Origin of the sequence: Sphingomonas sp. (assembly GCF_017744835.1) — a bacterium.
Lineage (GTDB): Bacteria > Pseudomonadota > Alphaproteobacteria > Sphingomonadales > Sphingomonadaceae > Sphingomonas.
Genome location: NZ_JAGIAM010000001.1, coordinates 895,207 through 919,193 on the forward strand (window position 1 = coordinate 895,207; position 23,987 = coordinate 919,193).

A 23,987-nucleotide genomic window follows, 5' to 3' on the forward strand; every position below is an offset into this window, starting at 1 on the left:
TGGGGGGCATGAATTCTTGGACGATTAATGACCGAAGTCAGCGAATTGCTCGCGCCGGAAGCGGTGCTTTCCGGCGTGAGCGCTTCCAGCAAGAAGGCGTTGTTCCAGCAGCTCGGCGCCGCGGCCGAGCGCGCCTATGGACTCGACGCGCGTGACGTGGCCGAGCGGCTGGCCGAGCGCGAGAAGCTCGGCTCGACCGGATTCGGCCACGGAATCGCGATTCCCCATGGCAAGATGGAGGGGCTCAAGCACGTCGCCGGCGTGTTCGTGCACCTCGCCCAGCCGCTCGACTTCGCCGCGGTGGACGAGCTGCCGGTCGACCTGGTGTTCATGCTCGTCTCGCCCGTCGGCGCGGGCGCCGAGCATCTCAAGGCGCTCGCTGCCGTCTCGCGCAAGCTGCGCGACCGCAATTTCGCCGCCAAGCTGCGCGGCGCGGGCTCGCCCGACGCGCTGTTCGCGCTGCTCGCGGGCGTGGAAGCGCGTGACGCAGCCTGAGGCGGGCGCGCCGACCGGCGCCGAGGCGCATTTCCGCGCGCTCGAATCGCTCTACGCCGCGGCGCCGATCAACCGGCTGTTCGAATCCGAGCTCGAGATTCCCGAGGCGGGCGTCGCGCGCATCCGATTCCAGATCGATTCGCGCTATTTCCACGCGGCCGGGGCGGTCCATGGCACGAGCTACTTCAAGATGCTCGACGACGCGGCCTTCTATGCGGTGAACAGCCTGGTCACCGATCGCTTCGTGCTCACCACGGCGTTCAACCTGCTCTTCATCAAACCGCTCGGCGAAGGCCCGGTGGTAGCCGAGGGGCGCTGGGTCAGCGGCCAGCGGCGCGTGTTCGTCGGCGAGGCGCGACTGATCGACGCGACCGGCGAAGAGGCGGCGCGCGGCACCGGCACCTTCATGCGATCGCGGATTCCGCTCGCCTCGCTCCCCGGCTACCGGATCCCGTAATGGCACGGCTGGCGACGGCTGCGCTGGTCAATGCGCTGGTCCGCCGCGCCAACCAGCAGGGCGGCTCGGCGATGGTGCTCGCCAGGGGCGACGACACCGCCGGGGGTATCCTGTTCCTCGCCTATGAAAGGGGCAGAAATCCGCGGTTTTTCGAGCGCGGGCTGGGGCCGCGCGGTACCCCCGAACTACTCTCTTCGGGGCCCCGCGAACTGGCCGATGAGGAGGCCGTCACTGCCTATTGGCAGCGCCGCCGCGAGCGCGATCGCGACCTCTGGGTGCTCGAACTGGATATCGCAGAGGCGGAACGGTTCACCGCTGAAACGATGGCGCTGAGTTGACTTGTAACGCGCGCGACCCGAAAGCCTCGGCACGTTCAATAGCGTTGTGCCGGTCGGGGTGTGAAGCCGAACGGTTACGCAGTCGGGGGGAAGCCCGGCGGCCCGCAGATCACAAGATCAAAAAGGGGGTCGGCCGCGCGCCAACCGCACAGCAATGAAGCTTGATGAAGTTCCTCCATCGCGCCGCGCCCATCGCGGCGGTGATTCTTTGCGCTGGCGCATTTGCACATGCAGCCACGCCCGCCGTAGGCCAGGTCCTCCCGACCGCACCGGCTCAGGCAAATAACGTCCCGGAACAGCAAGTTGTTCCCGCGCCGCAGATTCAGTCGGCGCTTCTCGCCCAGGGCGAGGTCCACAAGCAGGACGGCGAGATCGTCCAGCCGCTGCCCGAGGCAGCACTCCAGGAAGACAAGGATTTCGCGACGCTGTCCGCCGCGGTCGACGCGCATGACGACATGGCCAGCGCCGAGGACCGCGAGCTCAACTGCCTTGCAGTCGGTGTCTATTACGAGTCCAAGAGCGAGCCGCTCGCCGGCCAGCTCGCCGTCGCCGACGTGATCCTCAACCGCACCAAGTCGGGCCGCTTCCCGAAGTCGGTCTGCGGCGTGCTCACCCAGCGCGGCCAGTTCTCGTTCGTGCGCGGCGGCAAGCTGCCGACTCCGCCGAACAATGCCCAGTGGCGCAAGGCGCTCGCCGTTGCCCAGGTCGCACAGAAGGATCTGTGGGACAGCCCGGCCGGCAACGCGCTCTATTTCCATGCCCGCTATTCCAAGGCGAACTGGAACCGTCCGCGCGTCGCGTCGATCGGCAATCATATTTTCTACCGCTGATTTCCAGAGCGGGGGCTTTCCGGCGTTCGCCGAATGTTCTAAACGGCCGGGGATGACCTCCCCGGCCGTTTTGCCATCCGAAGCCCTGGTCGCGGGCGATGTCGCGCGCGGCGTGACGCGTATGCTGCTCCGCCACGATTGCACCGCTATCGCCGAAGTGCCGCTCGACGGCGGTCGCCGCGCTGACCTGATGGCGCTCGATGCGCGGGGCAACATCGTCATCGTCGAGATCAAGGTGTCGCGCGCCGACCTGCTCGGCGACGCCAAATGGACCGACTATCTCGCGCATTGCGACCGCTTCTTCTGGGCGGTGCCCGAGGGGTTCGACCTACGGCCCTTCGATCAGCCCGGATTCCTTCCCGAGCGCGCCGGGCTGATCATCGCCGATCGCTACGACGCCGCGGTGGCGCGCGAGGCGGCGACGGTGCCGCTCGCCAGCGCGACGCGGCGCAAGTGCACGCTCGCCTTCGCCCGGCGCGCGGCGCGGCGCGTGGTCAATCTGCTCGACCCGGAGGCCGAGCAGCATTTCTGAGGCTCAGAGCCGCGGGCCCGTGCTCGCGGCGCCGCTGCCGCCCTTGGGCGCATCGGCCAGCATCTTGGCGATCGCCGGCCAGCGCGTCGCCTCGCGGGCATAGTCGCGCGCGGACTTGCCGCTGCCGAAATCGGCCTTGTCGGGATTGGCGCCCGCGGCGAGGAGGCGGCGGACGATCTCGTCGTTGTGCATCTGCACCGCGCGGATCAGCGGAGTCTCGCCGCCCGAATTGGCGACGTTGGGATTGGCGTTGTAGCGCAGCAGGATGGTGACGCCCTCTTCCCAATTCTGCTCGATCGCGACGAGCAGCGGGGTATTGCCGCGGCGGTCCTGGATATTGGGATTGGCATCGTCGGCCTGGAGCAGCGCGCGCAGATAGAGTGCGTCGGAGCGGCGCGCGACGATGTGCATCGCGCCTTCGCCGGTGCCGCGATCCTTGGCATTGACGATGCGCAGCGACTTGTCCTGCAGGAATTTGGCGACCTTCGTGCCGTCGGACTTGCGGACGGCCTCGAGGAATTCATAGCTGTCGGAGAATTGCTGCGCCGCTGCCGGCACCGCCGTCAGGACGAGCGCGGCCGCCGCCGCGGCGCGGAGAGCACGTAACTTCATGGTACGCAGAAACCCTTTGCTGGAACCCCGTTCTTGCGGATGCCGGTCTAACAGATCATGTGCGGTTGCGCCATGAACAGGATCATTGTCCTCGCCCTCGCGCTCGCCCTGCCGCTCGCCGGCTGCGGGAGCGCCGCGCCCGAAGCGCCGCCGCTGGCCGGCGCGCGGATCGGCGGGCCCTTCGCGCTCACCGACCAGGACGGCAAGACCGTCCGAGACACCGATTTCGCCGGGCGGTACCGCATCGTCTATTTCGGCTACACCTATTGCCCCGACGTCTGCCCCAACGACATGGCCAAGATCGGCCAGGCGATGCGCATCCTCGACAAGGAGGCGCCGCGCACTTCGGCCAGGGTCGTGCCGATCTTCGTGACGGTCGATCCCGAGCGCGACACGCCCGCGGTGGTCAAGCAGTTCGTCGCCAACTTCCATCCGCGCGTGGTCGGGCTCACCGGCAGCCCGCAGGCGATCGCGCAGATGGCGAAGAACTATGCGGTCTATTTCAAGAAGCAGCCGGCGGGTCCGGGCGGCGGCTATCTGGTCGATCACCTCGCAGTCGCCTTCCTGATGGGCCCGAACGGCGAGCCGATCGCCTCGCTGCCGATCGACCAGGACGGCAAGGCGATCGCAGAGCAAGTGAAGCATTGGGTCCGATGAGCAGCGGGCGCTTCTGGGAGGATCTGCCGCTCGAAAAGCTCGATCGCGCGCAATGGGAAGCGCTGTGCGACGGCTGCGGCAAATGCTGCGTCCACAAGCTCGAGGACGAGGAGACGGGCGAGCTGCTCACCACCAACGTCGCGTGCCGGCTGCTCGATCGCAGGATGGGCCGGTGCAGCGACTATAGGCACCGCCACGCCTATGTGAGCGAGTGCGTCCGCCTCAACGCCAACAATGTCCACACGATCGAATGGCTGCCCTCGACCTGCGCCTATCGGCTGCGCGCCGAGGGCAAGCCGCTGCCCGACTGGCATTATCTTGTGTGCGGCGACCGCGAGGCGGTCCACGCCGCCGGCCAGTCGACGCGCGGCTGGACGATCTCCGAGGACGATGCCGGCGACTTCGAGCACCATCTGGTGGACCGGGAGCTTTGACCGCCCAGGTCGACGTCGTCCGAAACGCGCGCGCCCGGCGCATCCGCCTCTCCGTCGATCCGCGTGACGGCCGCGTCCGCCTGACGCTCCCTCCGCGCGCCTCGCTCAAGAAGGCGCTCGCCTGGGCGAGCGAGCAGCAGGGCTGGATCGAGGCGCAGCGCGCACGGATTCCCGAGACCCAGCCTTTTGCGGCGGGGGAGCGGATTCCCTTCGCCGGCGGCGAGATCGTGATCGCCTGGGACGCGAAGGGACCCCGCACGCCGCGGCTCGAGGGCGAGAAGCTGGTGTGTGGCGGCCCCCCCGACATGCTCGCGCGCCGCGTCGAGCGCTGGCTGAGGGCAGAGGCGCTGCGGCTGCTGAGCGCCGAGACCGAGGAATATGCCGCGCGCGCCGGCGTGAGCGTAAGCCGCGTGTCGATCGGCGATCCGCGCGGGCGCTGGGGGAGCTGCGCGTCGTCGGGCGCGATCCGCTACAGCTGGCGGCTGGTGCTCGCGCCGGCGCACGTGCGCCGCGCCACCGTCGCGCACGAAGTCGCGCACCGCATCCACATGAATCATTCGCCGGCGTTCCACCGGCTGGTCGCGCTGCTCTACGAGGCCGATCCCACGCCCGCGCGCGAATGGCTCCGCCGCAACGGCGCCGCGCTCCACCGCGTCGGGCGGTGAAACCCTATTCCTGATACCCCGGCGGCGCCCGCTCGGGCGCAGGCTGGCGGGGTACGTCGCGCACCGGCGGCACGCGTGTCGGCGCGGGCTGGGGCTCGGCGGGATTGCGGCCCGTCATCCGGTCGATCCAGTCCTGATCGATCTGGTCCTCGGGCTGGGCGGGTGCCCCGGGCGCGCCCGGCGCCGCGGGATTTGCCTCGCTGCCGTCGCTCCTCGGCTGCTGGTCCTCGGGCAGCGGATTGCCGTCCGGATCGACGAACATGCCGTTGTCGGGCGCGGCGTAATAGGCGTTCTCCTCGGGCTCGAGCTGCCATTCGGGGAGCGTCACCTGCGTTTCGAACTGCTCGACCGGCCGATTGGCGACCGCCTTGCTCATGAAGGCGGCGAAGGCGCGCGCCGGCGCGGTGCCGCCCTGCAGGCCGGGCACGACGTGCGCATCGTCGCGGCCCATCCACACGCCGGTGGTGAGGCCGCTCGAGAAGCCGATGAACCAGCCGTCCTTGTTCGAAGTGGTCGTGCCGGTCTTGCCCGCAACTGGCCGGCCGATCTGCGCGGCATGGCCGCTGCCGGTCGCGACCGCGCTCTGGAGCAGGTCGGTCATCTGCGCGGCGACATAGGGCGCGACGAGCACATGGCTGGTGTCGACTTCGTGCTGGTAGATCACTTCGCCATTGGCGGTCACCCGGGTGATGCCGAAGGGCGTCACGGCAACGCCCTTCTGTCCGACCGAGGCGAAGGCGCGCGTCATGTCGATCAGCCGCACGTTCGAGGTGCCGAGCACCATCGCCGGCTGGGTGTTGATCTGCGTGGTGATTCCGAAGCGCCGCGCCATGTCGGCCACGGTGCCGAAGCCCACTTCCTGGCCCAGCTTGGCCGCGATCGTGTTGAGCGAATAGGCGAAGGCGGTGCGCAGCGTCACCTGGCCCGAGAAGCGGCCCGAATTGTTGCGTGGGCTCCAGCCGTTGATCGTCACCGGCTCGTCGACCACCACATCGTCGACCTTGTGGCCGGCCTCGAGCGCGGCGAGATAGACGAACAGCTTGAACGCCGAGCCCGGCTGGCGCTCGGCCTGCGTCGCGCGGTTGTAGATCGACGCGACATAGTCCTTGCCGCCGACCATCGCGCGCACCGCGCCGTCGCGGTCGAGGCTGACCAGCGCGCCCTGGGCATTGTCGGGCGCGTTGCGGCGGATCGCCTCGTCGGCGGCGCGCTGCATGTTGAGATCGAGCGTGGTCCAGACTTCGAGCGGCGCCTCGGTCTCGTCGATCAGCATCTCGAGCTGGGGCAGCGCCCAATCGGTGAAATAGCGCACGCTGTTCTGGCGCGGCTCGGGGGCGAGCTTGACGCTGCGCGGATCGGTTGCGGCTGCCTCGGCCCGGCTGATCTTGCCCGTCTCGGCCATCACGTCGAGCACGACGCTGGCGCGGTCGACCGCGGCCTCGGCATCGGCGGTGGGCGAATAATGCGAGGGCGCCTTCACCAGCCCCGCGATGATCGCGGATTCGGCGAGGTTCAGGTTGGTGCCGGGATGGCCGAAGAACTTGCGGCTCGCCGCGTCGATGCCATAGGCGCCGCCGCCGAAATAGACCTTGTTGAGGTAGAGCTCGAGGATCTGCTGCTTGGAGAATTTCTGCTCCATCGCGAGCGCCAGCACCGCCTCGCGCATCTTGCGGCCGAAATCATATTTGTTCGACAGGAAGATGGTGCGCGCGACCTGCTGGGTGATAGTCGACGCGCCCTGCAGGCGGCGGCCCGAGCCGCGGTTGACGATCGCGAAGCGCGCGGCGCGCAGCAGGCCCTGCGGATCGATACCCCAATGGCTCTGGAAGCGCCGGTCCTCGACCGCGACGATCGCGTCCTTCATCTCGCCGGGGATCTGGTCGTAGGGAATCCACTCGCCATAGCTCGGCCCGAGCGAGACGAGCACGGTGCCGTCGACGGCATGGACGCGGATCATCTGGCCGTTGGGCGACGACTTGAGCTCGTCGAAGCTCGGCAGCGATGCCTTGGTCGAATAGACCGCGATCACCAGCGCGACGAGCGCGAGCAGTCCTGCCGCGCCGACTCCGATCAGCGACCAGAGACCGATGCGTTTCCATTTGGCGGAACTGCGCCCGGAGGCGGCTTTGGCTTTCGGCAATTTGGACGCCATCAATCGGTGGCTTAAGCCCTATTCGTGCGGCTCACAAGGATCAGGAGCCGAAGGCCGCGCTGGTAGCACTCGCCTGGTTTCCGCTGCGTGAACGGAAATCGAGGCTCACCGAATTGATGCAATAGCGCAGCCCCGTCGGCGGCGGCCCGTCGGGGAAGACATGGCCCAGGTGCCCGTCGCAGCGCGCGCAGCGCACTTCGATGCGGCGCATGCCGTGGCTGGTGTCGGCATGGTCGCTGACATGGTCGAGCGAGACCGGCTGGGTGAAGCTCGGCCAGCCCGATCCCGAATCATATTTGTCGACGCTGTCGAACAGCTCGAGCTGGCAGCCGGCGCAGCGATAGACGCCGTCGGCCTTGTTGTCGGTGTAATGGCCCGAAAAGGCGCGCTCGGTGCCTGCCTCGCGCAGCACGTGGAACTGCTCGGGCGTGAGGCGCTTGCGCCACTCGGACTCGGGAAGATTGAGATGCTCCATATGCTCACCTCTGTGCCTCGGCGCCCGGGCGGTCAATCGATCATAAGCGCGATTCGTTGCAGAATCGCGTTGGGCCTTGCGACCCCTGGATAGCAGGCCTAGCGAGTCGCGCCATGACTCCGCGAACCGCCCTGCTGCTCGCCGCCGCCGCGCTGCTCTCGGGCTGTGCCGTCCCCGAGGCGCGGCTGCGCACGGGGCTGGTCCGCCCGGGGCTGCCCAAGCCGCTCTCCGCCTGCATGGCCGAGCGGATGGTCGACCGGCTCTCGCTCGCCCAGCTGATGCGCATCGCCGACCTGCCCGAAGCCGATGAAGCCAGGTCGCTCGACCAGTTCCTCCACAAGGTCCGCGCGCTCGGCGATCCGGAGATATTGGGAGTCACGACGAGCGCGGCCGCGCTCTGCGCGACGGGACTCGCGCACTAGCGCCCGGCGGCTGCCCCGCCACCACTCCCAACTGTCACCCGGACTTGTTCCGGGGGCCACGGTGCCTCACGCGTTGCCCTCGAACCTCTTATCCAGCGCCCCCTTCCCGGTGGACCCCGGAACAAGTCCGGGGCGACGGGAAAAAGTCGGGCGGTTAGAGCGTTACCTCGAAAGCCACGACGCACCGCTGTATTGCAACTGCGTCGCAACTGCATTTACGTCGAAAAACATTGGATTCCCCCGCCCGCTGTGCTTAAGGCGGGGCCGCATTCTGCCCTCGAAAGACTGGAGAGCCGTCTCCCATGAACATCCACGAGTATCAGGCCAAGGAACTGCTGGCCAAGTTCGGTGCGCCGATCGCCGCCGGCCACGCCGCGTTCACGGTCGAGGAAGCGGTCGAGGCCGCCAAGCGCCTCCCCGGGCCGCTCTATGTCGTGAAGTCGCAGATCCATGCCGGCGGCCGCGGCAAGGGCAAGTTCAAGGAGCTCGGCCCCGATGCGAAGGGCGGCGTCCGCCTCGCCAAGACGCTCGACGAAGTCCGCGCACACGCCACCGACATGCTCGGCAACACGCTGGTGACGATCCAGACGGGCGAGGCCGGCAAGCAGGTCAACCGCCTGTACATCACCGACGGCGCCGACATCGCCAAGGAATTCTATCTCGCGCTCCTCGTCGACCGCGCCACCGGCCGCGTCGCCTTCGTCGTCTCGACCGAGGGCGGCATGGACATCGAGGAAGTCGCGCACTCGACGCCCGAGAAGATCCACACCTTCGACGTCGATCCCGCGACCGGCTTCCAGCCGCACCACGGCCGTTCGGTCGCGGCCGCGCTGGGCCTCAAGGGCGACCAGGGCAAGCAGGCCGCCAAGGTCGCCTCCTCGCTCTACGCCGCCTTCCTCGGCACCGACGCCGCGCAGATCGAAGTCAATCCGCTGGCGCTGACCGAGCAGGGCAACCTCCTCGTCCTCGACGCCAAGGTCGGCTTCGATTCGAACGCGATGTTCCGTCACAAGGACCTCGCCGAGCTGCGCGACGAGAGCGAAGAGGATCCGATGGAGCTCGAGGCGTCGAAGTACGACCTCGCCTACATCAAGCTCGACGGCGACATCGGCTGCATGGTCAACGGCGCGGGCCTGGCGATGGCCACGATGGACATCATCAAGCTCAACGGCATGTTCCCGGCCAACTTCCTCGACGTCGGCGGCGGCGCCAACAAGGAGAAGGTCACCGCGGCGTTCAAGATCATCCTGAGCGATCCGGCGGTGAAGGGCATCCTCGTCAACATCTTCGGCGGGATCATGCGCTGCGACATCATCGCAGAGGGCATCGTCGCGGCCGCCAAGGAAGTGAACCTGCAGGTGCCATTGGTCGTCCGCCTCGAGGGCACCAACGTCCAGCAGGGCAAGGACATCCTCGCCAATTCGGGCCTGGCGATCGTTCCGGCGAACGACCTGGGCGACGCGGCGAAGAAGATCGTCGCCGAGGTCCAGAAGGCGGCCTGACATGCGGCGGCCGGCCCGTTCTACGGCCGCCGCCTCGCTCCGGTCCGCGTGCCTGACGGCGTGCGGACCGACGAAATTTCGCGGCAGCGCAGCCAATATGGCCGCGCTGCCGTTTTCGTATCGGGTCGTCCGATCCGGCGGCGCGTGCTTCGGCCAAAGGTTGACGTTCGCGTAAACGTAAGCCAGTTAACCGTCATTGCGACGGACATCGAGGAAGGATGCGATGAAGGTCTTGGTACCGGTCAAGCGCGTGCTTGATTTCAACGTGAAACCCCGCGTCAAGGCGGACGGGACGGGCGTCGATCTGGCGAACGTCAAGATGAGCATGAACCCCTTCGACGAGATTGCGATCGAGGAAGCGGTGCGGCTCAAGGAAAAGGGCGCGGCGACCGAGGTGGTCGTGGTGACGATCGGCGTCGCCAAGGCCGAGTCGGACGTGCTGCTGACCGCGCGCGCCATGGGCGCCGACCGCGCGATCCTGATCGCCACCGATGACGAGGTAGAGCCGCTCGGCGTCGCCAAGCTGCTCGCCAAGGTGGTCGAGGAAGAGCAGCCAGGCCTGGTGATCCTCGGCAAGCAGGCGATCGACGACGATTCGAACCAGACCGGCCAGATGCTCGCCGCGCTGCTCGGCTGGCCGCAGGGCACCTTCGCCTCGAAGGTCGAGCTCGGCGGCAATGGGGTCAAGGTCACGCGCGAAGTCGACGGCGGGCTCGAGACGGTCGATCTCAAGCTGCCGGCGATCGTCACCACCGATCTGCGCCTCAACGAGCCGCGCTACGCGACGCTGCCCAACATCATGAAGGCCAAGTCCAAGCCCGTCGCGAAGAAGACGGTGGCGGATTACGGCATCGACGTGAGCCCCCGCCTCAAGACCTTGAAGGTGGTCGAGCCCGGCAAGCGCCAGGCCGGCATCAAGGTCGGTTCGGTCGACGAGCTGGTGGAGAAGCTCAAGGGTCTGGGAGTCGCGAAATGAAGACGCTCGTCTGGGTCGAACACGACAACAAGAGCCTCAAGGACGCCACGCTCGCCGCTGTCACTGCGGCGTCGAAGCTCGGCGAAGTGCATCTGCTCGTCGCGGGCGCGGGCTGCGCCGCGGTGGCGGACGAAGCCGCGAAGATCGCCGGCGTGGGCAAGGTCCATCTCGCCGACGATGCGGCCTATGAGCATGCGCTTGCCGAGAATGTCGCGCCGCTGGTCGTCAAGCTGATGGAGAGCCACGACGCCGTGCTCTTCCCGGCCACCACCACCGGCAAGAACATCGCGCCGCGCGTCGCAGCTTTGCTCGACGTGATGCAGATCTCGGACATCCTCTCGGTCGAGGGTCCGGACAGCTTCACGCGCCCGATCTACGCCGGCAACGCGATCGCCACGGTGCAGACCAGCGACAAGAAGCTGGTGATCACCGTGCGCGGCACGGCCTTCGAAAAGGCGGCGCGCGAGGGCGGCTCGGCCAGCGTCGAGGCGGTTGCGGCCGAAGGCGACAAGGGTCTCTCGACCTTCGCGGGCGCCGAGATCGCCGAATCGGCACGCCCGGAGCTGACCAGCGCCAAGGTGATCGTCTCGGGCGGCCGCGCGCTGCAGAACAGCGAGAACTTCCATTCGATCATCGAGCCGCTCGCCGACAAGCTCGGCGCCGCGGTCGGCGCCTCGCGCGCGGCGGTCGACGCGGGCTATGTCCCCAACGACTATCAGGTCGGCCAGACCGGCAAGATCGTCGCCCCGGACGTCTATATCGCGATCGGCATCTCGGGCGCGATCCAGCACCTCGCCGGCATGAAGGACTCGAAGACGATCATCGCGATCAACAAGGACGAGGACGCCCCGATCTTCCAGGTCGCGGACATCGGCCTGGTCGGCGACCTGTTCAAGATCGTGCCGGAGCTGACCGAGAAGCTCTGAGCTTGCTGCTCGACTTCCACGAACATGGGGCGGCGCACCTTCCCGGTGCGGCCGCCCCTTTTCTTGACGCGCTGCGCCTGTTGGCCGAGCGCCAGCCCAGGGACCGCGCCGGCATTCGGCTCCACGGCGTCGCGGAGCTGGCGGAACTGCTCGCGGCCGACGCGCTCGGCGCGCTGGTGCCTGGGATGCGGCCGGTCCGTGCGATCCTGTTCGACAAGAGTCCGGCCGCCAACTGGGCGCTCGGCTGGCATCAGGACCGCACGATCGCGGTCCGTGCGCGTACCGAACAGGCTGGCTTCGGCCCTTGGTCGGTCAAGCAGGGGCTGCTTCATGTGGAGCCGCCCTTCGCGCTGATCGAGGCGATGCGGACGATGCGCGTCCATCTCGATCCCGTGCCCGAGGACAATGCGCCGTTGCTGATCGCGCCGGGCTCGCATCGGCTCGGCCGCATTGCCGAGGGCGATCTCGCCGCTGTGGTGGAGCGCTGTGGCACGGCGACATGTCTCGCCGCAGCAGGCGATGTCTGGCTCTACGCGACGCCGATCGTGCACGCCTCCGCCGCCAGCAACGGGATGCGCCATCGCCGCGTCCTCCAGGTCGATTGGTCGAGCGACTCGCTGCCGGGCGATCTCGCCTGGCTCGGCGTGTGATGGTTTCTCAGTCCGCCCCCATGGGCCGCGGCGGCGTGGCCTCGGGGAGCGGCAGCGGCGCGACCGTGGCGAGCTTCGCGGCGATCGCCAGCGCGATCAGCGTGAGCATCCCGCAATAGAGCACGACTCCGGTCCAGCCCCAGCCCGTCCAGGCGACGCCGCCTGCGGAGCCGAGCAGGCTCGAGCCCAGATAATAGAAGAACAGATAGAAGGCTGCGGCCTGGCCGCGGCTCGCCCGGGCGCGGCGGCCGACCCAGCTCGACGCGATCGAATGCGCCCCGAAGAAGCCGATTGTGACGACGCCGATGCCCGCCACCACCAGCGCGAGCGACGTCGAGGCAGTGAGCGCGGTGCCGAGCAGCAGCATCGCAGTCGGGATCCAGAAGATCAGCCGCCGTCCGCGCCGGTCGGCAAGCCCGCCGAACCAGGCCGAGCTCACCGAACCGAGCAGATAGAGCAGGAAGATCGCGCCGATCGCGGCATGGCCGAGACGGAAGGGCGGCGCGAGCAGCCGGAAGCCGACATAATTGTAGATGGTGACGAACACGCCCATCAGCAGGAAGCCTTCGGCATAGAGCCACGGCATCGCCTTGTCGCGGAACAGGCTGCGTCCGGCCGAGAGCACGGCGGCGGCATGCACCTGCTGCGGCACGAATCGCCGCGAAGGCGGGGCGAGGCGGCGAAACCCCTCGGCCATGGCCAGCCCGACCAGCCCGACCCCGACCAACGCCCAGCGCCAGTCGAACAGGCTGGTGAGCAGGCTCACGCCGAGCCGCCCCGCCATTCCGCCGATGCCGCTGCCGGCGATGTAGATGCCCATTGCCGGGCCGACCGAAAGCGGTTCGACCTCCTCGCTGACATAGGCCATCGCCACTGCCGGCATCCCTGCGAGAGCGATGCCGGCGAGGAGCCGCAGCGCGAGCAGTGCGTGCCAGCTGGGCGCGAGCCCAGTGAGCATGGTGAGCAGCCCCGCGCCGAACATTGCGGCGACCATCAGCGGCCGCCGGCCGATCCGGTCCGAGAGCAGGCCCGCGAAGACGATAGCCACCGCCAGCGGTCCGGTGGCGAGCGAGATGGCAAGGCTCGCCGATTCGGCGTTCAGCCCGAACGCCTGCGCGAAAACCGGTAGCAGCGGCTGCGCCGAATAGAGCAGCGAAAAGGTGGAGAAGCCGGCGAAGAGCATCGCGAGCGTGAGCCGTTTATAGCCGTCCGTGCCGCGGGCGTAGCCGATCGTATCTGCCATGGTCGGCCAACGCCTCTGCGCCAGCCAAATCCATAGCGCAGCTGCATTTTTCGCAGCCCTGCTTCAAATCTCCGCATCTGCTTGAGCGTATCCCGCGGTTGACGCTGCAGTGCAGCATGACCATCAGGGAAGGATGCACGCTCCCTCGCCTCGATCGCCCTCGCCCGGTCTGGTGCATTTCGCGCTCGCCATGGGCGGCTTCGCGATCGGCACCACCGAATTCGCGACGATGAGCCTGCTGCCCTATTTCGCGCGGGGCCTGGGGATCGACGAGCCGACCGCGGGTCATGTCATCAGCGCCTATGCCCTTGGCGTCGTGGTCGGCGCCCCGCTGCTCGCGGTGCTCGGCGCCAAGATGGCGCGGCGCACCTTGCTGATCCTGCTGATGCTCTCCTTCGGGTTGTTCAACGGGCTGAGCGCGCTCGCGCCGACCTATGGCTGGATGCTCGTCTTCCGCTTCCTCTCGGGGCTGCCGCACGGCGCCTATTTCGGGATCGCGGCTTTGGTCGCGGCCTCGCTGGTCCCCGACAACAAGCGATCGCAGGCGGTCGGGCGGATGCTGCTCGGGCTCACCATCGCGACGGTGATCGGCGTGCCGCTCGCCAATTGGCTGGGGCAGGCGGTGGGCTGGCGCTGGGGCTTCGCGGTCGTCGCCGTGCTCGCGTTGCTGACCATGGCGCTGGTCTGGTGGCTCGCACCGCGCGACCGGCCCGCGCAGGACGCGAGTCCGCTGCGCGAGCTCGGTGCGCTCGCCAACGGGCAGGTCTGGCTGACGCTGGGGATCAGCGCGATCGGCTTTGGCGGGCTGTTCTGCGTCTACACCTATGTCGCCTCGACGCTGCTCGAAGTGACTCGCGTCCCCGCCTCGTCGATCCCCGTCGCGCTCGCGATCTTCGGCGCCGGGATGACCGCGGGCAACCTCATCGTCCCGAAGTTCGCTGATCGCGCGCTGATGCCCAGCGCGGCGGTGCTGCTGCTGTTCAGTGCGGCGGCACTCGCTATCTATCCGCTCGCCGCCGCGCATTTCTGGTCGCTGTGCCTCGCGGTGTTCGCGATCGGCTTCGGCGGCGCGCTCGGCGCGATCCTCCAGACGCGGCTGATGGACGTCGCCGGCGATGCGCAGATGCTCGCCGCCGCGCTCAATCATTCGGCGTTCAACACCGCCAATGCGCTCGGCCCCTGGCTCGGCGGGATGGCGATCGCGGCGGGATGGGGCTGGACCTCGACCGGCTATGTCGGCGCGGCGCTTGCGCTCGGCGGCTTCGCTGTCTGGTGCGTGGCGATGCTCGCCGACCGGCGCCGCGCGGCGCCCATCAGCGTGCCTTGCGTGCCTCGATCAGCCTGACCGCCAGCACGCGCCGCGGCGGCGCGAAGCGGAGCACGGCATAGCCTGCGAGCGCGGAGAGGATCGATCCCGCCAGCACGCCGACCTTGACCTTGGCGATCAGCGCCTCGTCCCCCGGGAAGGCAAGGCCGCCGATGAACAAGCTCATCGTGAATCCGATTCCCGCCAGGATCGCCATGCCATGGACCTGCGGCCAACTCGCCCAGGCCGGGCGGCAGGCGAAGCCGGTGCGGTGCGCGATCCACATCGCCGCGAACACGCCGATCTGCTTGCCCAGGAACAGCCCCAGCGCGACCCCCAGCGGCAGCGGCTCGAGCAATGTCGCCGCCGTCAGCCCCGCGAGCGGCAGTCCGGCGTTCGCGAAGCCGAACAGCGGTACGATCAGGAAGGCGGACCAGGGGTGCAGCGCATGCTCCAGCCGATGGAGCGGCGAATCCCGTGCGTCGGGCGCGCCGGGCGTCCGGCGGATCGGGATCATCATCGCCGCCGCCACCCCCGCGATCGTCGCATGCACGCCCGATCGGAACACGAAGAGCCAGAGCAGTGCCGCTAGCGCCAGATAGACGCTCAGCCGCGTGACTCCGCTGCGCCCAAGCACGTGCATCGCCAGCAGCACCAGTGCCGCCATCCCCAGCGCGAGCGTGTCGATCCGGTCGGTATAGGCCAGCGCGATGATCGCGACCGATCCCATGTCGTCGACGATCGCCACGGTGGTGAGGAACAGCTTGAGGCTCGTCGGCACGCGCTTGCCGAGCAGCGCCATCACGCCGATGGCAAAGGCGATGTCGGTCGCCGCCGGGATCGCCCAGCCGTCGGCCAGCCCCGGCGTGGCGTGCGTCACGCCCAGGTAGAAGAGCGCCGGCACGGCCATCCCCGCCGCGGCGGCGATCACCGGCAGGCGCCGATGCCGCCAGCTCGCCAACCTGCCGTCGACGAACTCGCGCTTGATCTCGAGCCCCACGAGCAGGAAGAACACCGCCATCGCCGCATCGTTGATCCAGCGATGCACCGTCATCGGCCCATAGCGCGGGCTGATCGCCGGGCCGGTCTCCCAGTGGAGCAAGTCGAAATAGCCTGGCGCGAGCCCCGGCAGGTTCGCCACCAGCATCGCCAACGCCGCCGCCGCGATCAGCGCGATTCCGCCCGCCGCCTCGCTGTGCAGGAAGTCGCGGCGCGCCGACCGCGGGCGGGGCTTGGCGGCGTGCACCGCGCTACCCGGTCAGCTCGCCCGGGCCAGCGCATCCGCGATCAACCGCCGACTGTTCTCGATGCCGTAGAGCGCGATGAAGCTCCCCATCCGCGGCCCCTGCTCCGATCCGAGCAGCGTCTCGTAGAGCGCCTTGAACCAGTCGCGCAGATTCTCGAACCCGCCGGTCTTGCCGATCTCGTACACTTCGTTCTGGATGTCCTCGGCCGAGGCATCCGCCGGCATCCCCGCCAGCACGGCGTCGAGCCGCTTCAGCGCCTCGATCTCGACCCCCTCGGGCGCACGCCGCTGGAGCGTCGGCGCCACGAAGTCGCGGCCATAGGCGAGCGCATAGCCGATCAACTTGTCGAGCGCGGGATAGGTCTCGGGCGTGGCGTCGGGCACGTAATTGGCGAGATAGCCCCACACCTGCTCCTTGCTCGCCTCGCCCATCACCCCGACGAGGTTGAGCAGCAGCCCGAAGGTCACGGGCAGCGTCTCGGCGGGCACGTCCCCGTTGTGGATGTGGTGCACCGGATTGCCGAGCTTCTGCGTCACTTCCTGCGTCGGATAATTGCCGCGGAACTGCCAATATTCGTCCACCGCGCGTGGGATCACGCCCATGTGGAGCGCCTTGGCGCGCTTGGGTTCGCGATAGAGATAGAAGGCCAGGCTCTCGTCGGGGCCATAGGTCAGCCACTGCTCGATCGACAGGCCGTTGCCCTTGGACTTGGAGATCTTCTCGCCATTCTCGTCGAGGAACAGCTCGTAGTTGAACCCCTCGGGCGGCTTGCCGCCCAGCGCCCGCGCGATCTTGCTCGACTGGGTGACCGAGTCGATCAGGTCCTTGCCCGCCATCTCGTAATCGACGCCGAGCGCGACCCAGCGCAGCGCCCAGTCGACCTTCCACTGGAGCTTGGCCTGCCCGCCGAAGATCGACTGCTCGATCCGCTCGCCCTCATCGTCGAACGCGATCATCCCGGTCTCGGCGTCGAGCACTTCGACCGGCACCTGCAGCACCACGCCCGACTTGGGGCTCACCGGCAGCACCGGCGAATAGGTCGCCTGCCGCTCGGCGCGCAGCGTCGGCAGCATGATGTCGAGGATCGCCTGATAGTTGCGCAGCACCGCCTTGAGCGTGTCATCGAACCGGCCGCTGGCATAATATTCGGTCGACGAGGCGAATTCATAGTCGAAGCCGAACTGGTCGAGGAAGGCGCGCAGCTGCGCATTGTTGTGGTGCGCGAAGCTCTCGTGGCAGCCAAAGGGATCGGGGACGCGGGTCAGCGGCTTGCCCAGGTTCGCCGCAAGCAGCTCCTTGTTGGGCACGTTGTCCGGAACCTTGCGCAGCCCGTCCATATCGTCGCTGAACGCGATCAGCCGCGTCGGAATGTCCGAGAGCTCGGCAAAGGCATTGCGCACCATGGTCGTGCGCAGCACTTCCTGGAAGGTGCCGATGTGCGGCAGGCCCGACGGGCCATAGCCGGTCTCGAACAGCACATAGCCCTTCTCCGGCGCGCCGTTCGGGTAGCGCTTGAGCAGCTTGCGGGCCTCTTCATAGGGCCAGGCCTTGGATTCGAGCGCGGCGGCGCGCAGGGCGTGCTTGTCGGTCATGATAGGGCGCGTCTAGCGAAGCCGCGCCGCGGGTGCCAGCATTGCGCGTCGCCGATCGGTCGATCCCGGCTCAGCCGAGCGGCAGGTAGATCTCGGAACGCAGCTCCGCCTCGGCGACCTCCTCCGGATCGTCGAGATAATGGACGAAGGCCGGCGCGCTCCCCAGCGGCTGGTCGAGCTCCACGATCGCCGCGGCATAGAGCAGGTCGATGCTCTCCGGCAGTGCGTCATAGGAGCCGAGATGGCGCAGCCGGGCATGGTGCCCGCCGCCGAGGCGCAGCTCGCTCAGCGCGCCGACGGGCGCGCCCGCCTCGCCCGTCGCCAGCGCGCAGTCGAAGCGGCAGTCCTCGGGCGGAATGAAGCGCGGGTCGTCATAGGGGACGCCGTAGATGCCCCGCAGCGCTTCGGGCGGCATTTGTTGGAGCACCAGGTCGAAGAGCCGGGTGTAGCCGGCGTTGAGCTCGGCATAATCGCCGACGTTGCGGATCGCGAGCAGCCGGAACGGCTCGACCGAGACCACTTCCACCGAAAGCGCCGCTGCGCCCTCCCCCGCAGGCGACCGCAGCCGCGCGGCGAGCGAATCGAGCGTCCCTCCGGCCCGCGCCTCGCTCGCCGAGGTCCCCGCCTGCCGCCGCAGCGCCCGTGCGAACCCCTGCGACGTCGCATAGCCGGCCGCGCCCGAAGCCTCGGTCACCGTCCCCGTCGCGGCCAGCGCCGGCAGCGAGCGCGCCAGCCGGATGCGGCGCAGCGCCTCGCCCGGGGTCTCGCCGGTCATCAGCCGGAAGACGCGGTGGAAATGAAACTCCGACAATGCCGCGATCTCGGCCAGCTCGGCGAGCGCCGGATTGGGCGCGTCGGGGTCCAGCCGCTCGATATGCTCCACCACGCGCTCGATCCGCTCGGCGTAAAGCTGACGCTGTCTCGGCTTCATTGCACATCTCCTCTGCTTCGGAAGCGATCCTAGGCCGATCGAGCGCGCGCCGTCGTTCCCGTTCTTGCGCAATTCCGAAGCCGCTTCCGGAGTGGCATTGCGGATTTCAGCGATTTCTCATCTTTTGCTCATGCCGGGGGCCGCGCGCTGTGGCTGAGCGCGATCCGCTTCACCATGCGGAGACAGAGCTTGCGCATCCTGCTCGTAAACGTGCCCCACCCCGCCATCGGCAGCCGCATCCCCAGGGAGCAGCTGCCGCCGCTCGGCCTGCTCTCGATCGGCGGCCCGCTGATCGACGACGGACACGAGGTCGCGCTGCTCGACGCCGAATTCGGGCCGATGTCCCACGGCGAGGTCGTCGACGAGATCGTCCGTCGCGCGCCCGAGGCCGTGCTGTTCGGCCATTCGGGATCGTCCTCGGCCCAGCCGATCATCAGCCGCATCGCCGCCGAGGCCGCGCGCCGGCTGCCCGAAGCGTGCATCGTCTACGGCGGCGTCCACCCCACTTATTTCTGGCGCGAGCTGCTGCGCGACGATCCGCACCTCCATGCCATCGTCCGCGGCGAAGGCGAGGAGACCGTTCGCCGGTTGATGCGCGCCTTGGCGGATGCCTCGCCGCTCGAGGAGATTCCGGGGATCGCCTATCGCCGCGGCGGCGCGGTGGTGGCGACTCCGCCGGCTCCGGTGATCGCGGACCTCGACGCCTATCGCATCGGCTGGGAGCTGATCGATCACGCCCGCTACAGCTATTGGGGCGGCAAGCGCGCGGTGGTGATCCAGTTTTCGCGCGGCTGCCCGCATCTGTGCAATTACTGCGGGCAACGCGGCTTCTGGACCCGATGGCGGCGCCGCGATCCGGTCAAGTTGGCGCGCGAGATCGCCCGGCTCCACCGCGACCACGGCGTCGAGGTGTTCAACTTCGCCGACGAGAACCCCAGCGCCGGGCGCAAGGCGTGGCGCACCTTTCTCGAAGCGCTCATCGCCGAGAATATCTCGGTCACGCTGGTCGGCTCGACGCGCGCAGACGACATCGTTCGCGACGCCGACATTCTCCATCTCTACAAGCAGGCCGGGTTCGAGCGCTTCCTGCTCGGGATGGAGAATACCGACGAAGCGACGCTCAAGCTGATCCGCAAGGGCGGCTCGACCACCGCCGATCGCGAGGCGATCCGGCTGCTGCGCCGCCACGGCATCCTCTCGATGGCGACCTGGGTCGCCGGGTTCGACGACGAGACCGACGCGGATCTGCTCCGCGGGCTCCGCCAGATCGTCTCCTACGATCCTGACCAGATCCAGGCGCTCTACGTGACGCCGCATCGCTGGACGCCCTTCTACCGCGCCGCGAAGGATCGACCGGTGGTCCAGGCCGACCGGACCAAATGGGACTATAAGCACCAGGTGCTCGGCATGTCGCGGATGGCCCCGTGGCGGCTGTTCCTATGGGTCAAGGCGATCGAGGCGATCGCGCAATTGCGCCCGCGCGCGCTGTTGCGCTGGGCGTGGCACCCGGACCCGAAGATCCGGCACGCGATCCGCTGGTATTATCGCATGGGCCGGCGCGTGTGGATCCACGAGATGCTCGGCTTCTTCTTCCGCGACACCTGTCGCGCGGACGGCCGTACGCTCGCCGATCATTTCGGCGCGGCGCAGGACGCCGAGGAAGAAGCGTCGCGAGTGCCCGGCGCGCGGAGACGAAAGCCGCCTGAGCCGCTTCTACCGCCCGGAACAAAGATAAAACATCTTCCAATGTAGGATTTGGTCTGGGATAGGTTTCACGATGTCCGAGTCGCCGCTTCCCTGCCTTCGCGCCGTTCCGCGGCGGCGGACCTTCGCGGCTGGGCGGCCCCTTGGGACGGTGCTGCGTGAAAACCCCGCGGAGGGTGTCCACTTTGTCAACTTCCGCGGTGTCAACTTCCACACTGTCAACTTTCGCCGATGACGCCCCCGCTGCCCTATCCCGCGCTCCATGCGAGCCACGGCGGCGTCTGGATCGCCAGCGGCGGCGAGACGCGCGCGGTCAGCCGGGGCGAGGCGATCCGCATCGTCGCGGACACGCCCACCATCCTGCTCAACGCGCCGCTCATCGGCCAGCGGCTCGGCCATCCCGAGCTGTCGGGCCTCGACCTGCTCGAGCTCTTCGCCTTCCTCCAGCCGGCGCGCTTCATGGTACCCACGCCCAAGGGGCTGGCGCGAGTCACCGGGATCGAGCCGCCGGCGAGCGATGCCGATACGCCCGAATTCCTGCTCCGCGCGGCCGAGGCGCTGCTCGCCACCCCCGCGGGTGACTGGCCCGAGCGCGAAGGCGCTTGGCACGCGCTCCAGTCGCTCTTCCGGCTGCGCTGGCCCTGGGCGCCCGCGCTGAGCCAGCGGATCGACAAGCCTGCCCAGGCCGAGCGCTGGCTCTTCTCGAAGCTCCCCGAATGGGAAGAGCGCGCGCCGCGCCCCGCGCCGCGCACCGTCACGCTGAACGAGGCCGAGGTCGCCGATCGCCTCGCGCGGCTCACCGGCAGCACCGCCGAGCGCCGCCAGGGTCAGCGCGACTATGCCGGAGCCGCCGCCGCCGCCTTCGCCCCGCGCGCGGTCCGCGATGCCCCGAACCTCGTCCTCGCCGAGGCCGGCACCGGAATCGGCAAGACGCTCGGCTATCTCGCTCCCGCCTCGCTCTGGGCCGAGCAGGCGGAGGGGCCGGTCTGGGTCTCGACCTTCACCAAGGCGCTCCAGCGCCAGCTCGGCTATGAGGGCGAACGGCTCTTCCCCGACCCCGAGGCGCGGAAGCACCGGATCGTGACCCGCAAGGGCCGGGAGAATTACGTCTGCCTGCTCAACCTCGAGGATGCGCTGCAGGGCGGGTTCGCCGGCCGCGCCGCGATCCTCGCCCAGCTCGTCGCGCGCTGGGCGGCCTATACCGCCGACGGCGACATGATCGGCGGCGACTTGCCCGGCTGGCTGCCGACGCTCTTTCGCCGCAACGGCTCGACCGCGCTCACCGATCGCCGCGGCGAATGCATCTACGCGGGCTGCCCGCACTACCGGAAATGCTTCATCGAGCGCGCCGCGCGCGCCTCGGCCGACGCCGACATCGTCATCGCCAACCATGCGCTGGTGATGGTCAACGCCGCGCGCGGCCGCGAATCGGCGACGCGTCCGACGCGCTATGTCTTCGACGAGGGCCATCACCTGTTCGACGCCGCCGACGCCATGTTCGCCGCCGCGCTGACGGGCCAGGAGGCGATCGAGCTGCGCCGCTGGGTGATCGGCCCCGAATCGGGCTCGCGCGGGCGCCGCCGCGGGCTCGCCGCGCGGCTTTCGGACGTCGCCAGCTATGACGAGGAGGGCGGCCGCGCCATCGCCGAGGCCGTCGACGCCGCGCGCGCGCTGCCGAGCGACCAATGGCTCCAGCGACTGAACGAAGGCGAGCCTTTCGGCCCCGTCGAGGCGCTGCTCGCCGCGGTCCGCGGGCTCGTCTATGCGCGCGACGCCAATGGCTCGGGCGATGCCGGCTATGGTCTGGAGACCGAGCTTGCCGAGCCCGATGCTGCTTTGGTCGAGGCCGCCGGTCCCGCCGGCGCCGCGCTCGACGTGCTGCTCCGCCCGCTCGTCCGGATCGGCCGGAGGCTCGAAGCCGTGCTTGCCGATTCGCCCGACTGGATGGACGGGCCCGCGCGCGCCCGGATCGAAGGCGCGATCGCCTCGCTCGGCTGGCGCACCGAGACGGTCGGCGCCTGGCTTGCGCTGATCGCGCGGATCGGCGGCCCCGCCGATCCCGAGTTCGTCGACTGGCTCGCCGTCGATCGCGTCGAGGGGCGCGAGTACGATGTCGGGCTGCATCGCCACTGGCTCGATCCGTCGAAGCCCTTCGCGCGCACCGTGCTCGAGCCCGCGCACGGCGTGCTCGTCACGTCGGCGACGCTGCGCGCCGGCGGCGACTGGGACGTGGCCGAGGCGCGCTCCGGCGCGGTCCACCTTCCGCGTCCCGCCGCGCGCTTCGAGGCTGTGAGCCCGTTCGACTATGCCGCCCAGGCCGAAGTGCTGATCGTAACCGACGTCAAGCGCGGCGACCTGCCCGCGCTCGCCAATGCCTATGCGCGGCTGATCGTCGCCTCAGGGGGCGGCACGCTCGGGCTGTTCACGGCGATTCGCCGCCTGCGCGCGGTCCACGCCCGAATCGCCGATCGGCTCGCGCGCGAGGGACTGCCGCTGCTCGCCCAGCACGTCGATCCGATCGACACCGGCACCCTGGTCGACATCTTCCGCGACGATCCGCGCGCCTCGCTGCTCGGCACCGATGCGCTTCGCGACGGCGTCGACGTGCCCGGCGAATCGCTGCGGCTGGTAGTTATGGAGGGCGTGCCCTGGCCCAAGCCGAGCGTGCTCCACGCCGCGCGCCGGCTCGCCGGCGGCGGCAGTGCCTATGACGACCGGATCGTCCGCGCCCGGCTCGCCCAGGCCTTCGGCCGGCTGATCCGCCGCGCCGACGATCGCGGCACCTTCGTGCTGCTCTCCGCCGCCAGCCCCTCGCGGCTGCTCGACGCCTTTCCTCCGGGCACCCCGGTGCGGCGCGTCCTGCTCGACGAAGCGGTCGAGCGCGTGCGGCTTTCCTTGGCGGCGCGCTTGCGGCATGAGGCGCCCGCTGAGGAAACGGGCTCCGGGATCGCATGAAAACGCTCACGCTGCTGCGCCACGCCAAATCGGGCTGGGACGATCCCGTCGCCCGCGACTTCGATCGACCCCTCAATCCCAAGGGGCAGCGCGCCGCGGTGCTGATGGGGCGCCACATGAAGGCGCTCGGGCTCGATTTCGATCATGTCGTCGCCTCGCCCGCGGTGCGCGTCGTCGAGACGCTCGAGCATCTCGGCGAAGGCTTCGGCAGCGATCTCGCGCCCGCCTGGGACCAGCGCATCTATCTCGCTTCGGCAGCGACCCTGCTCGACGTGGTGCACGACTTGCCCGAAGGCGCCGACCACGTCCTGCTCGCCGGGCACAATCCGGGGCTGGAGGAGCTGGTTCTGCTGCTCGTCCCCGGCGCCGGAGCGCTGCGCGACGAAATCGAGGCCAAATTCCCGACCGCGAGTCTCGCCGAGGTCCGGTTCGACGGCGAAAGCTGGGATGCTGCCAAAGCCGGCGAGGCCGAGCTGGTCCGCTTCGTCCGCCCGCGCGACCTCGACCCGAGCCTCGGCCCGGACACACCCTAGCGGGGGCTGTCCTCCTCGAGCGCCTTCACCAGCGAATCGCGGATCGCGCGGAGCGCCTCGCCGCGATGCGCAGGCTCGGCGGGCGAATCGGCCGGAAGCTTGGTCCCACGCTCGGCCGCGAGCAGCCGCTGGACGCCGCGGATCGTATAGCCTTCGTCGGCGAGGAGATGGTGGATGCGGTGGACCAGCGCCACATCCTCGGCGCGGTAATAACGGCGGTTGCCCGCGCGCGTGAGGGGACGGAGCTGGGGAAAGCGCGTTTCCCAATAGCGCAGGATATGCTGGGGCCGCCCTATGTCCTGGGCGAGCTCACCGATGGTGCGGAGGGCGCCGGCCGCTTTCTCCGCGGCCAT

General features: G+C 68.9%; 25 protein-coding genes. 17 read left to right on the forward strand and 8 right to left on the reverse strand.

The window, feature by feature from the left end:
• Positions 1-27: 27 nt before the first annotated feature.
• The 5 genes from J7500_RS04220 (at position 28) to J7500_RS04240 (ending at position 2,652) form a co-directional block, all read left to right on the forward strand.
• Positions 28-495: a PTS sugar transporter subunit IIA gene (locus J7500_RS04220; protein WP_294060209.1), complete on the forward strand. Its 468-nt coding sequence runs from the start codon at positions 28-30 to the stop codon at positions 493-495.
• Positions 482-952 (forward strand): PaaI family thioesterase, encoded by a 471-nt coding sequence (locus tag J7500_RS04225; RefSeq protein WP_294060211.1) that lies wholly within the window; start codon positions 482-484, stop codon positions 950-952. Before J7500_RS04220 ends, J7500_RS04225 begins: the two co-directional genes overlap by 14 nt.
• Entirely contained in the window at positions 952-1,290 is a 339-nt protein-coding gene (locus J7500_RS04230; protein ID WP_294060212.1) for a DUF1491 family protein, read from the forward strand. The genes J7500_RS04225 and J7500_RS04230 overlap by 1 nt, the downstream gene beginning before the upstream one ends.
• Before the next feature lie 164 nt (positions 1,291-1,454).
• Entirely contained in the window at positions 1,455-2,120 is a 666-nt protein-coding gene (locus J7500_RS04235) for a cell wall hydrolase (protein ID WP_294060213.1), read from the forward strand.
• A 52-nt stretch (positions 2,121-2,172) separates the two neighbouring features.
• The gene (locus J7500_RS04240) at positions 2,173-2,652 is read left to right on the forward strand and encodes an MmcB family DNA repair protein (RefSeq protein ID WP_294060214.1); all 480 of its coding nucleotides are present in this window, start codon (positions 2,173-2,175) and stop codon (positions 2,650-2,652) included.
• 3 nt (positions 2,653-2,655) lie between these two features.
• Here the strand turns inward: J7500_RS04240 and J7500_RS04245 are convergent, their stop codons facing one another.
• A complete protein-coding gene (locus J7500_RS04245; protein ID WP_294060215.1) occupies positions 2,656-3,264 on the reverse strand; it encodes an ankyrin repeat domain-containing protein in 609 nt (202 codons plus the stop codon).
• A 72-nt stretch (positions 3,265-3,336) separates the two neighbouring features.
• Between J7500_RS04245 and J7500_RS04250 the strand changes: the two genes are divergently transcribed.
• The 3 genes from J7500_RS04250 to J7500_RS04260 are packed head-to-tail and all read left to right on the forward strand — an operon-like array spanning position 3,337 to position 5,020.
• On the forward strand, positions 3,337-3,921 hold the full coding sequence (locus J7500_RS04250; protein WP_294060216.1) for an SCO family protein: 585 nt from the start codon (positions 3,337-3,339) through the stop codon (positions 3,919-3,921).
• Positions 3,918-4,355, forward strand: coding sequence for a YcgN family cysteine cluster protein (locus J7500_RS04255; protein ID WP_294060217.1), 438 nt, complete (start codon positions 3,918-3,920; stop codon positions 4,353-4,355). The genes J7500_RS04250 and J7500_RS04255 overlap by 4 nt, the downstream gene beginning before the upstream one ends.
• The gene (locus J7500_RS04260) at positions 4,352-5,020 is read left to right on the forward strand and encodes a M48 family metallopeptidase (protein WP_294060218.1); all 669 of its coding nucleotides are present in this window, start codon (positions 4,352-4,354) and stop codon (positions 5,018-5,020) included. The genes J7500_RS04255 and J7500_RS04260 overlap by 4 nt, the downstream gene beginning before the upstream one ends.
• 4 nt (positions 5,021-5,024) lie before the next feature.
• Here the strand turns inward: J7500_RS04260 and J7500_RS04265 are convergent, their stop codons facing one another.
• Positions 5,025-7,172: a transglycosylase domain-containing protein gene (locus J7500_RS04265; protein ID WP_294060219.1), complete on the reverse strand. Its 2,148-nt coding sequence runs from the start codon at positions 7,170-7,172 to the stop codon at positions 5,025-5,027.
• A 40-nt stretch (positions 7,173-7,212) separates the two neighbouring features.
• Positions 7,213-7,647 (reverse strand): peptide-methionine (R)-S-oxide reductase MsrB, encoded by a 435-nt coding sequence (gene msrB / locus J7500_RS04270; protein WP_294060220.1) that lies wholly within the window; start codon positions 7,645-7,647, stop codon positions 7,213-7,215.
• Positions 7,648-7,760: 113 nt separating this feature from the next.
• On the opposite strand from msrB, the gene J7500_RS04275 reads away from it, so the two are divergent.
• The 5 genes from J7500_RS04275 (at position 7,761) to J7500_RS04295 (ending at position 12,123) form a co-directional block, all read left to right on the forward strand.
• Positions 7,761-8,069, forward strand: a complete 309-nt coding sequence (locus tag J7500_RS04275) for a hypothetical protein (RefSeq protein ID WP_294060221.1) — start codon at positions 7,761-7,763, stop codon at positions 8,067-8,069.
• Between the two features lie 302 nt (positions 8,070-8,371).
• Positions 8,372-9,571, forward strand: a complete 1,200-nt coding sequence (gene sucC / locus J7500_RS04280; protein ID WP_294060222.1) for an ADP-forming succinate--CoA ligase subunit beta — start codon at positions 8,372-8,374, stop codon at positions 9,569-9,571.
• A 223-nt stretch (positions 9,572-9,794) separates the two neighbouring features.
• Positions 9,795-10,547: an electron transfer flavoprotein subunit beta/FixA family protein gene (locus J7500_RS04285; RefSeq protein WP_294060223.1), complete on the forward strand. Its 753-nt coding sequence runs from the start codon at positions 9,795-9,797 to the stop codon at positions 10,545-10,547.
• Complete coding sequence (locus J7500_RS04290; RefSeq protein WP_294060225.1) at positions 10,544-11,473, forward strand: electron transfer flavoprotein subunit alpha/FixB family protein; 930 nt, start codon at positions 10,544-10,546, stop codon at positions 11,471-11,473. The genes J7500_RS04285 and J7500_RS04290 overlap by 4 nt, the downstream gene beginning before the upstream one ends.
• Before the next feature lie 2 nt (positions 11,474-11,475).
• The gene (locus J7500_RS04295; RefSeq protein ID WP_294060226.1) at positions 11,476-12,123 is read left to right on the forward strand and encodes a phytanoyl-CoA dioxygenase family protein; all 648 of its coding nucleotides are present in this window, start codon (positions 11,476-11,478) and stop codon (positions 12,121-12,123) included.
• 7 nt (positions 12,124-12,130) lie between these two features.
• On the opposite strand, the gene J7500_RS04300 is transcribed toward J7500_RS04295, so the two are convergent.
• Complete coding sequence (locus J7500_RS04300; protein WP_294060227.1) at positions 12,131-13,366, reverse strand: MFS transporter; 1,236 nt, start codon at positions 13,364-13,366, stop codon at positions 12,131-12,133.
• 133 nt (positions 13,367-13,499) lie between these two features.
• Here J7500_RS04300 and J7500_RS04305 point away from each other — a divergent pair, with 133 nt between their 5' ends.
• Complete coding sequence (locus tag J7500_RS04305; protein WP_294060228.1) at positions 13,500-14,711, forward strand: MFS transporter; 1,212 nt, start codon at positions 13,500-13,502, stop codon at positions 14,709-14,711.
• On the opposite strand, the gene nhaA is transcribed toward J7500_RS04305, so the two are convergent.
• The 3 genes from nhaA to J7500_RS04320 all read right to left on the reverse strand — a co-directional run bounded on the left by nhaA (position 14,680) and on the right by J7500_RS04320 (position 18,442).
• Positions 14,680-15,918, reverse strand: coding sequence for a Na+/H+ antiporter NhaA (nhaA, locus tag J7500_RS04310; RefSeq protein WP_294060229.1), 1,239 nt, complete (start codon positions 15,916-15,918; stop codon positions 14,680-14,682). The two genes, J7500_RS04305 and nhaA, sit on opposite strands and share 32 nt — an antisense overlap.
• Before the next feature lie 12 nt (positions 15,919-15,930).
• Positions 15,931-17,511, reverse strand: a complete 1,581-nt coding sequence (locus J7500_RS04315) for a lysine--tRNA ligase (protein ID WP_294060230.1) — start codon at positions 17,509-17,511, stop codon at positions 15,931-15,933.
• Positions 17,512-17,581: 70 nt separating this feature from the next.
• Complete coding sequence (locus J7500_RS04320) at positions 17,582-18,442, reverse strand: GyrI-like domain-containing protein (RefSeq protein ID WP_294060232.1); 861 nt, start codon at positions 18,440-18,442, stop codon at positions 17,582-17,584.
• 189 nt (positions 18,443-18,631) lie between these two features.
• On the opposite strand from J7500_RS04320, the gene bchE reads away from it, so the two are divergent.
• From bchE to J7500_RS04335, 3 genes are all read left to right on the forward strand, one after another.
• A complete protein-coding gene (gene bchE / locus J7500_RS04325) occupies positions 18,632-20,194 on the forward strand; it encodes a magnesium-protoporphyrin IX monomethyl ester anaerobic oxidative cyclase (RefSeq protein ID WP_294060234.1) in 1,563 nt (520 codons plus the stop codon).
• A 183-nt stretch (positions 20,195-20,377) separates the two neighbouring features.
• Entirely contained in the window at positions 20,378-23,101 is a 2,724-nt protein-coding gene (locus tag J7500_RS04330; protein ID WP_294060235.1) for an ATP-dependent DNA helicase, read from the forward strand.
• Positions 23,098-23,634 (forward strand): histidine phosphatase family protein, encoded by a 537-nt coding sequence (locus J7500_RS04335; protein ID WP_294060237.1) that lies wholly within the window; start codon positions 23,098-23,100, stop codon positions 23,632-23,634. The genes J7500_RS04330 and J7500_RS04335 overlap by 4 nt, the downstream gene beginning before the upstream one ends.
• Here the strand turns inward: J7500_RS04335 and J7500_RS04340 are convergent.
• Positions 23,631-23,987 (reverse strand): MerR family transcriptional regulator, encoded by a 357-nt coding sequence (locus tag J7500_RS04340; RefSeq protein ID WP_294060238.1) that lies wholly within the window; start codon positions 23,985-23,987, stop codon positions 23,631-23,633. The genes J7500_RS04335 and J7500_RS04340 overlap by 4 nt on opposite strands.